General features: G+C 67.2%; 9 protein-coding genes and 1 pseudogene. All 10 read left to right on the forward strand.

Annotated features, from left to right (window positions below; translation table 11 throughout):
* A partial coding sequence (locus QZ609_RS22455) for an FAD-dependent oxidoreductase (RefSeq protein ID WP_295499670.1) occupies positions 1-484 on the forward strand: 484 nt, incomplete at its 5' end.
* A gap of 184 nt (positions 485-668) precedes the next feature.
* Entirely contained in the window at positions 669-1,700 is a 1,032-nt protein-coding gene (locus QZ609_RS22460) for a tripartite tricarboxylate transporter substrate-binding protein (RefSeq protein ID WP_295499672.1), read from the forward strand.
* A 246-nt stretch (positions 1,701-1,946) separates the two neighbouring features.
* Entirely contained in the window at positions 1,947-2,795 is an 849-nt protein-coding gene (locus QZ609_RS22465; protein WP_295499681.1) for an ABC transporter ATP-binding protein, read from the forward strand.
* Positions 2,792-3,559 carry a lipid asymmetry maintenance ABC transporter permease subunit MlaE gene (gene mlaE / locus QZ609_RS22470; protein WP_295499674.1) on the forward strand — a complete coding sequence of 256 codons (768 nt, stop codon included), beginning with the start codon at positions 2,792-2,794 and terminating at the stop codon, positions 3,557-3,559. The genes QZ609_RS22465 and mlaE overlap by 4 nt, the downstream gene beginning before the upstream one ends.
* Before the next feature lie 37 nt (positions 3,560-3,596).
* Positions 3,597-4,118, forward strand: coding sequence for an outer membrane lipid asymmetry maintenance protein MlaD (gene mlaD, locus QZ609_RS22475; RefSeq protein ID WP_295499675.1), 522 nt, complete (start codon positions 3,597-3,599; stop codon positions 4,116-4,118).
* 3 nt (positions 4,119-4,121) lie between these two features.
* Entirely contained in the window at positions 4,122-4,934 is an 813-nt protein-coding gene (locus tag QZ609_RS22480; RefSeq protein WP_295499677.1) for a VacJ family lipoprotein, read from the forward strand.
* A gap of 155 nt (positions 4,935-5,089) precedes the next feature.
* On the forward strand, positions 5,090-5,725 hold the full coding sequence (locus QZ609_RS22485; RefSeq protein ID WP_295499678.1) for a phospholipid-binding protein MlaC: 636 nt from the start codon (positions 5,090-5,092) through the stop codon (positions 5,723-5,725).
* Between the two features lie 65 nt (positions 5,726-5,790).
* Entirely contained in the window at positions 5,791-6,105 is a 315-nt protein-coding gene (locus QZ609_RS22490) for an STAS domain-containing protein (RefSeq protein WP_295499679.1), read from the forward strand.
* Positions 6,106-6,322: 217 nt separating this feature from the next.
* Positions 6,323-7,288, forward strand: coding sequence for an ABC transporter ATP-binding protein (locus QZ609_RS22495; RefSeq protein ID WP_295499680.1), 966 nt, complete (start codon positions 6,323-6,325; stop codon positions 7,286-7,288).
* Positions 7,285-7,426 (forward strand): annotated as a pseudogene (locus QZ609_RS22500) (metal-dependent hydrolase); the annotation flags it as partial. The gene QZ609_RS22495 and the pseudogene QZ609_RS22500, both read left to right, overlap by 4 nt.

Below are 7,426 nucleotides of genomic sequence, written 5' to 3' on the forward strand. Positions count from 1 at the left end.
GCGTCCGCCCGAAGAAGAGAACAAGCCGCTGGTGTGGCCGTACTGGCCGATCAAGCTGCGCACCTCGTCGTCGCACGACGAAGGCTGCGAGCGCGACTGGTCGGTCGCCACCAAGGTGCTGACCGGTGAGAACGGCCGCGTGACGGGCCTGACCGCTGTGCGCCTGGAGTGGACGGACGGCAAGATGGCCGAGGTTGCCGGCAGCGAGTTCACGCTCAAGGCCGATCTCGTGCTGCTGGCGATGGGCTTCACCAACCCGGTCGGCGGTGTGCTGGAAGCGTTTGGCGTGACCAAGGATGCGCGCAACAACGCGCGAGCCGCCACCGAAGGCGACAACGCCTACGCCACCAACGTGCCCAAGGTGTTTGCCGCCGGCGACGTGCGCCGCGGCCAGTCGCTGGTCGTGTGGGCCATCCGCGAGGGCCGCCAGGCCGCGCGCTCGGTGGACGCGTTCCTCATGGGCCATACGGAACTGCCGCGCTGACCACGCGGCTGACCGCCTGACCCAGGCCCCCAAGGCTCGCCTTGGCGGGCCTTTTTTCTTGATGGGGCATGCCATGGAGGCCAGCGCCACGCCTTCATGGTTTACGTCGACATGGTTTACATGAGTGCAGGGCGGCGGGGCGGCTTTCTAGAATGGGACTCCCCCCCCATCCTCCAGCACCCCGATGCAAGCTGCTGCCCGCAGGTTGCCGACTGACTTCCAGAACCTCGCCCGTCCGGGGCGGCGTCGTGCACTGGCCTGTCTCGGTGCGCTGCCCGTTTTGCTGGCGAGCGCGGCGCGGGCCGAACTGCTGGGCTATCCATCGCATGCGATGCACCTTGTTGTGCCGGCGGCGGAGGGCAGCGTGTTCGACGCGGTGGCGCGTGCGCTCGCTGCGCAACTGGCGGCGCAGCTCGGCATGGGGGCCACTGTCGACGATCGTCCCGCAGCCAACGGCATGGCCGCTGGCGAGCTGGTGGCGCATGCGCCGTCGGACGGCCATACCTGGCTGCTGCACCAGACCACCTTCGTCGTCCAGCCGGCACTGGAGCCCGCACCGTACGATCCCATGCGCGACTTCCAGCCGGTGGCGATGGTGGCCACGCTGCCGCTGTTCCTGGCCGTCGACGCGCGCCTGCCGCTCGCCTCGATCGGCGAACTGGTGGCACAGGCGCGTGCGCAGTCGGCGTCGATCAACTGCGGTTCGGAAGCCATCGGCACGTGGTCGCACCTGGTGGCCGAGCAGTTCGTGCGCGATTACGCTGCGCATGCGCCGCACGTGACGGTCAAGGGCGAGGGCGGCGTGGTCCAGCAGGTGCTGGCCGGGCGCATGACGGCGTGTTTCGCCACGTACCCGAGCCTCGCGGCCGGGGTGGGCGCAGGGCAGTTGCGGCTATTGGGCGTGACCGGCATGGCGCGTTCGCCCTTTGCGCCCGCCGTGCCGACGCTGCGGGAAGCGGGCATGGCGGGGTTCGATCACAGCGCGTGGATCGGGGTGTTCGCGCCGGCACGCACGCCGCGTCCGCTGGCGCTGCGCGTGGCCGCCGAGCTGAAGCGGGCGCTCGCGGCCAGTGACGTGCGCGCCACCATGCAGGCCGGCGGCTACCAGCCCGAGTGGGACGCGGCCGAGTCCTTCGCCGCCGCAATGCGCCGCGATGCCACCCACTGGCAGGCGCTCGTCCGGGAGGCCGATCTGCGGCTCGACCAGCGCGGGTAGCCCGGGCGGTTCGATTTGTGCAATGCAGTATTTCTAGGCGGCTGACGTTAAGCGAAGTGTCGCATTCGCGGCGTTCCAGCCACACAACCCGTCGGTAAGACAAGACGTGACCGGCGGGCCACGCGGGTTTCCCCCTATAATGGCAGGCCGCATCCTATCGGTGCGGTCAGCCAATAGAACAGAACAAGGTGCGGTACCGCACAGGTGCCCGCCAACATGCCCGAGCCCTCAGCCGCCAAGCCTATCGTGTCGTCCCAGTCCTCCACCGCCGTTGTCGAACTCGATCAGGTCGATTTCGCCTACCAGCCGGGCGCGCGACGCATCCTGTCCGGGCTGTGCATGCGCGTGCCCAAGGGCCGCGTGGTCGCCGTCATGGGCGGCTCGGGTTGCGGCAAGACCACCATCCTGCGCCTGATCGGCGGGCAGGTGGCCGCCGCTGCCGGCGCCGTGCGCGTGCACGGCGCGGACATCGGCGCGATGGATAAGCCGGCGCTGTACGCCGCGCGCCGCCAGATGGGCATGCTGTTCCAGTTCGGCGCGCTGTTCACTGACATGAGCGTGTTCGACAACGTGGCCTTCCCGCTGCGCGAGCACACCCAGCTGCCCGAGGCGCTGATTCGCGATCTCGTGCTGATGAAGCTCAACGCCGTCGGCCTGCGCGGTGCGCGCGACCTGATGCCGTCGCAGATCTCCGGCGGCATGGCGCGACGCGTGGCGCTGGCGCGCGCGATCGCGCTGGACCCCTCGCTCATTCTTTACGACGAGCCGTTCGCCGGGCTGGACCCGATCTCGCTGGGGCTGACCGCCTCGCTGATCCGCCGCCTGAACGACGCGCTGGGCGCGACCAGCATCATCGTCTCGCACGATGTGCAGGAGACGTTCCACATTGCTGACTACGTCTACTTCATCGCCAATGGCGGCATCGCCGCCGAGGGCACGCCGGCCGAGCTGACGGCCTCCACCGATCCGTTCGTGCGCCAGTTCGTGCACGGCGAGGCGGATGGCCCCGTGCCGTTCCACTACCCCGGCGAGCCGCTGGCGGAAGACTTCGGTCTGAATGGCGCGAACGGCAGGAACGGCGGGGGGCAGCGATGATCGCCTCCATCGGCCACCTGGTCCGCATGCTGATCAGTCGCCTCGGCTATGCCGCGCGCATGCTGGTCGCCCTCATCGGTGCCTCCGGCGACGCGCTGCGTCGCCCGCGCCTGGTGATCGAGCAGCTGCGCTTCATCGGCAACGATTCGTTCATCATCATCGCCGTCTCGGGGTTGTTCGTCGGCTTTGTGCTCGGCCTGCAGGGCTACTACACGCTCAACCGCTACGGCTCGGAGCAGGCGCTGGGCCTGCTGGTGGCGCTGTCGCTGGTGCGCGAGCTGGGCCCGGTGGTGACGGCGCTGCTGTTTGCCGGCCGCGCCGGCACCTCGCTCACCGCCGAGATCGGCCTGATGAAGGCCGGCGAGCAACTGATCGCCATGGAAATGATGGCCGTCGACCCGCTCGCCCGTGTGCTGGCGCCGCGCTTCTGGGGCGGCTTCATCGCCATGCCGCTGCTGGCGGCCATTTTTAGCGCGGTCGGTATTCTGGGTGGATACTTTGTCGGTGTCGGCCTGATCGGCGTCGATGCCGGCGCGTTCTGGTCGCAGATGCAGGGCGGCGTGGATGTGGTGGACGACGTGCTCAACGGCGTCCTCAAGAGTTTCGTGTTTGGCGTGGCGGTGACCTTCGTCGCGCTGTATCAGGGCTACGAGGCCAAGGCCACGCCGGAAGGCGTGTCGCGCGCGACCACCCGCACCGTGGTGATCGCATCGCTGGCCGTGCTGGCACTGGACTTCGTGATGACGGCGCTGATGTTCAGTTAAGCCGTCGGCAGCCGTTAGCGTTTAACGAGAAAAGATCATGCGTAAGAGCCTCCTCGATTTCTGGGTCGGACTGTTCGTGCTGGTGGGCATCGTCGCGTTGCTGTTCCTGGCGCTCAAGGCGGGCAACATGAGCGCGTTCTCGTTTGCCAAGACCTACCAGGTGAAGGCCGCGTTCGACAATATCGGCGGGCTGAAGGTGCGCGCGCCGGTCAAGAGCGCGGGCGTGGTGGTCGGCCGCGTGTCGCAGATCCTGTTTGACGACAAGACCTACCAGGCCACCGTCGTGATCGACATGGACCAGCGCTACCAGTTTCCGAAGGACAGCTCGGCCAAGATCCTGACCTCGGGCCTGCTGGGCGAGCAGTACGTGGGCCTCGAACCGGGCGGTGATTCAGCCATGCTGGCCGGCGGCAGCAAGATCACCATGACGCAGTCGGCCGTGGTGCTGGAAAACCTGATCAGCCAGTTCCTGTACAGCAAGGCGGCCGATGCCGGCGCTGGCGGCAACGGCGGCGGCAGCGGTGCCGCCAAGCCGGCCGAGGGCAGTGGGAGCAAATAAACCATGAAAACAACAACATCCAATCGAATCCTGCGCGGCCTGGCGCTCGCGGCGTCGGCAAGCGTGGTCTTGCTGGCGGGCTGCGCCACCGGCCCGAACGCCAATCCGGCCGACCCGATCGAGCCGTTCAACCGCGAGGTCTTCCGCATCAACGATGACTTCGACAAGGGCGTGCTCAAGCCGGTCGCGCAAACGTATGTCGATGTGGTGCCGTCGCCGGCGCGCACCGCGGTGTCGAACTTCTTCTCCAACGCAGGTGACGTCTACTCGGCCGTCAACAACCTGCTGCAGTTGAAGGGCACGGCCGCGCTGGAAGACACCATGCGCGTGGCGATCAACACCGTGCTGGGCCTGGGCGGCCTGATCGACATTGCGTCGGACGCCGGCCTGCCCAAGCACAAGGAAGACTTCGGCCAGACCCTGGGCGTGTGGGGCGTGCCGGCCGGTCCGTACGTCGTGTGGCCGCTGCTGGGCCCGAGCACGGTGCGCGATACCGCCGGCTTCCTGGTCGACTGGCAGCTGGATCCGCTCACGTATTGGCACGACAGCACGATCACGTACTCGCTGGCCGCGCTGCGCGTGGTGGATGTGCGCGCCAGCCTGCTGGGCGTGAGCAACGTGTTGGAAGAGGGTGCCGTCGACAAGTACACCTTCATGCGTGATGCCTATCTGCAGCGCCGCCGCTATCTGATCTACGACGGCAACCTGCCGGAAGACAAGGAGGGCGGCAAGTCGCCGGATGGCAAGGACACGGGCGACGCGACGGTGTCGCCGTATCAGCGCTTTACGCCCAACTGGCCGGTGTTCCGCCGCTGATCCGTCACACGTAACCCCGTTGCCTCAACGGTGACAAGACGTAAGCAAGGCAGCCCGGGCGCGAACTCGACGCCGGGCGGCCGGTTCTAACGGCCACCAAGATTGCCGGCAGCACCGGCAAATGAGAGCCGAAGTTCACACTAGAAGGACGTCCCATGCTGAAGAAATTCCTGAACTCCCTGTTTGCCGGCGTTGCGCTGGTGGCCGCCGTGTCCGCCCTGCCGGCTCACGCCGAGGACGCCGACGCGCAAACCACCGTCAAGACCGCCGTGGATGACGTGCTCAACGCCATCAAGAACGACCCGGAGCTGCGCGGCGGCAACATGACCAAGGTCTACCAGCTGGTCGACCAGAAGATCGTGCCGCGCGCCGACTTCAAGCGCACCACGCAAATCTCGATGGGCCGCTTCTGGAGCCAGGCGACGCCAGAGCAGCAGCAACAGATCCAGGACGGCTTCAAGACGCTGCTGATCCGCACCTACGCGGGCGCGCTGGCGAATGTGAAGAACCAGACCGTGTCGTACAAGCCGTTCCGCGCCGCGGCGGATGACACCGACGTGGTGGTGCGCTCGACCGTCAACAACAACGGCGAGCCGGTGGCGCTGGACTACCGCATGGAAAAGACCGCGAACGGCTGGAAGGTCTACGACATCAACATCAGTGGCCTGTGGCTGTCGGAAACCTACAAGAACCAGTTTGCCGAAGTCATCAGCAAGAAGGGCGGCGTGGGTGGCCTGGTGCAGTTCCTGGATGACCGTAACGCGCAGCTGGCAAAGGGTCCGGCAAAGTAAGCCGGCATCCGGTAGAATCGCCACAGCGGTCGCTTTCGGCCGCTGTTTCTTTTTCTGATCCGACCATGTTGACCTTGTCCGGCCCGCTGACCCAACGCGAAGCGCCGCGCGTGCTGCGCGAGGGCGAGGCGCAGCTCGGCCAGGCGCGCCAGGCTGGCAACGGTGCCGTGCAGGTTGATTGCGCCGGGCTGTCGCAGGTCGATTCTTCCGCGCTGGCGGTGCTGCTGTCGTGGCAGCGCACAGCGCAGGCTGCCGGACTGGCCCTTAATATTGCCGGTGCCCCCGAGGCGCTGTGCAACCTGGCCAAGCTGTACGGCGTCGATTCCCTGCTGGCGCTCGCGCCGGCCCCCACCGCATCCCATCACCCGGCGCGACATTGAGGCGGCGTCCGGTGCGGGGCTGTGATCCCCGGCATCGCGATGCCGCGCCCAGGCCAAGCGCCGCGGCCCGGTCCCAAGCCGCTCCGCCGTGCCTTCCGTGCAGTTCCCCTATAATTCTGGGTTTGTCGCTCTGCCGCCACCGCAAGGGGTGTCCGGGCCGTGCCGATCGTGTCGATCGCCGGCCGTGAGATGCGCAGGGTAGTTCACTTTGTCGGCCATGAAAGCCATCGAAATCGCTGACGTCCGCAAGCGCTACAAGTCGTTGCAAGCGCTCAAGGGCGTGAGCCTGTCTGTCGAGCAGGGCGAGTTTTTCGGTCTGCTGGGCCCCAACGGCGCGGGCAAGACCACGCTGATCTCCATCCTCGCCGGCCTGAATCGTGCCGATTCCGGCCAGGTGCGGGTGCTCGGCCACGACGTCGTCTCCGATTACCGCACGGCGCGCCGCAAGCTCGGCGTGGTGCCGCAGGAACTGGTGTTCGATCCGTTCTTTACGGTGCGCGAGACGCTGCGCCTGCAGTCGGGCTATTTCGGCTTGACCAAGAACGACGACTGGATCGACGAGGTCATGGCCAACCTGGACCTGACCAACAAGGCCGACGCCAATATGCGCGCGCTCTCGGGCGGCATGAAGCGCCGCGTGCTGGTGGCGCAGGCGCTGGTGCACCGCCCGCCCGTGATCGTGCTGGACGAGCCGACTGCCGGCGTGGACGTCGAGCTGCGCCAGACGCTGTGGAAGTTCATCGCGCGCCTGAACCGTGAAGGCCACACCGTCGTGCTGACTACGCACTACCTGGAAGAAGCCGAATCGCTGTGCGACCGCATTGCCATGCTCAAGTTTGGCGAGGTGGTGGCGCTGGACCGCACCGCCAACCTGCTGTCGCAATTCGCCGGGCTGCAGCTTGTGCTGAGCTTTGCCAACGGCGCGCTGCCGGCGTCGCTCGAAGGCCTGCGCCTGCCGGGCAACCACGCCGAGCGCGGCGTGCGCCTGCGCCTGTCGGGCTACGGCGAGGTCGAGCAGATCCTCTCCACCTGCCGCCAGGCGGGCTGCGAGATCGACGACATGGAAGTCGCCAAGGCCGACCTGGAAGACGTGTTCGTGCAGATCATGCGCCGCGAGGGCGGCCTCCCGGCCGTGCCGCAGACGCCGGCGATTCCCGATTCGGCGCTGGAGCCCGCCGCATGAGCGCCATTCCCGAGATTCGCCCGGCCCGCTGGATCGGTTTCCGCACGCTGCTGTACAAGGAAGTGCTGCGCTTCTGGAAGGTCAGCTTCCAGACCGTGGCCGCGCCGGTGCTGACCGCGCTGCTGTACCTGCTGATCT

This window comes from uncultured Ralstonia sp., assembly GCA_913056305.1.
In the GTDB taxonomy this organism is placed as follows: domain Bacteria; phylum Pseudomonadota; class Gammaproteobacteria; order Burkholderiales; family Burkholderiaceae; genus Ralstonia.

What these genes read in the sequence shown, in the direction of transcription:
- QZ609_RS22460 (WP_295499672.1), top strand. Translation starts at nt 669, where the DNA reads ATGCAAGCTGCTGCCCGCAGGTTGCCGACTGACTTCCAGAACCTCGCC.
- mlaE (WP_295499674.1), top strand. Translation starts at nt 2,792, where the DNA reads ATGATCGCCTCCATCGGCCACCTGGTCCGCATGCTGATCAGTCGCCTC.
- mlaD (WP_295499675.1), top strand. Translation starts at nt 3,597, where the DNA reads ATGCGTAAGAGCCTCCTCGATTTCTGGGTCGGACTGTTCGTGCTGGTG.
- QZ609_RS22480 (WP_295499677.1), top strand. Translation starts at nt 4,122, where the DNA reads ATGAAAACAACAACATCCAATCGAATCCTGCGCGGCCTGGCGCTCGCG.
- QZ609_RS22485 (WP_295499678.1), top strand. Translation starts at nt 5,090, where the DNA reads ATGCTGAAGAAATTCCTGAACTCCCTGTTTGCCGGCGTTGCGCTGGTG.
- QZ609_RS22490 (WP_295499679.1), top strand. Translation starts at nt 5,791, where the DNA reads ATGTTGACCTTGTCCGGCCCGCTGACCCAACGCGAAGCGCCGCGCGTG.
- QZ609_RS22495 (WP_295499680.1), top strand. Translation starts at nt 6,323, where the DNA reads ATGAAAGCCATCGAAATCGCTGACGTCCGCAAGCGCTACAAGTCGTTG.